Raw genomic sequence first — 274 nt, 5'->3', positions numbered from 1 at the left:
ACCACACCTGCCAGGAATGCCGGAATGATGCGGACAACGAGACCGTCACCAGAAAGAATGTTTTCAAACAACGCCGAGGAAGCCATGCCCTTAATATGTACAATAACTGCACAATAGATCTCGGTGATAACGACGCCACCTATGCCACCAGCCAGACAACGATAATTTTTCTGTGACCCGATCTTTTCCGGCAGACAGGCGACCATCACGCCGGTTAACAATGCAGGAATAGCTCCCGTAGTAATCGACAATAAGAGAAACAATGGAAGTACCT

General features: G+C 48.2%; 1 protein-coding gene. It reads right to left on the bottom strand.

Translation table 11 applies throughout. The annotated features are described in order from the left end of the window. Window positions 1–221: inner membrane protein CbrB (gene cbrB / locus FN960_RS24050; protein ID WP_221936855.1), on the bottom strand; the 221-nt coding region annotated here is incomplete at its 3' end. Window positions 222–274 lie beyond the last annotated feature (53 nt).

It is taken from the genome of Alkalicoccobacillus porphyridii, from assembly GCF_007293315.1.
GTDB classification, from domain to species: Bacteria; Bacillota; Bacilli; order Bacillales; family Bacillaceae_D; genus Alkalicoccobacillus; species Alkalicoccobacillus porphyridii.
Note: the sequence above shows the minus strand (reverse complement) of the source record. Positions and strands in the feature narration are given on the sequence as shown.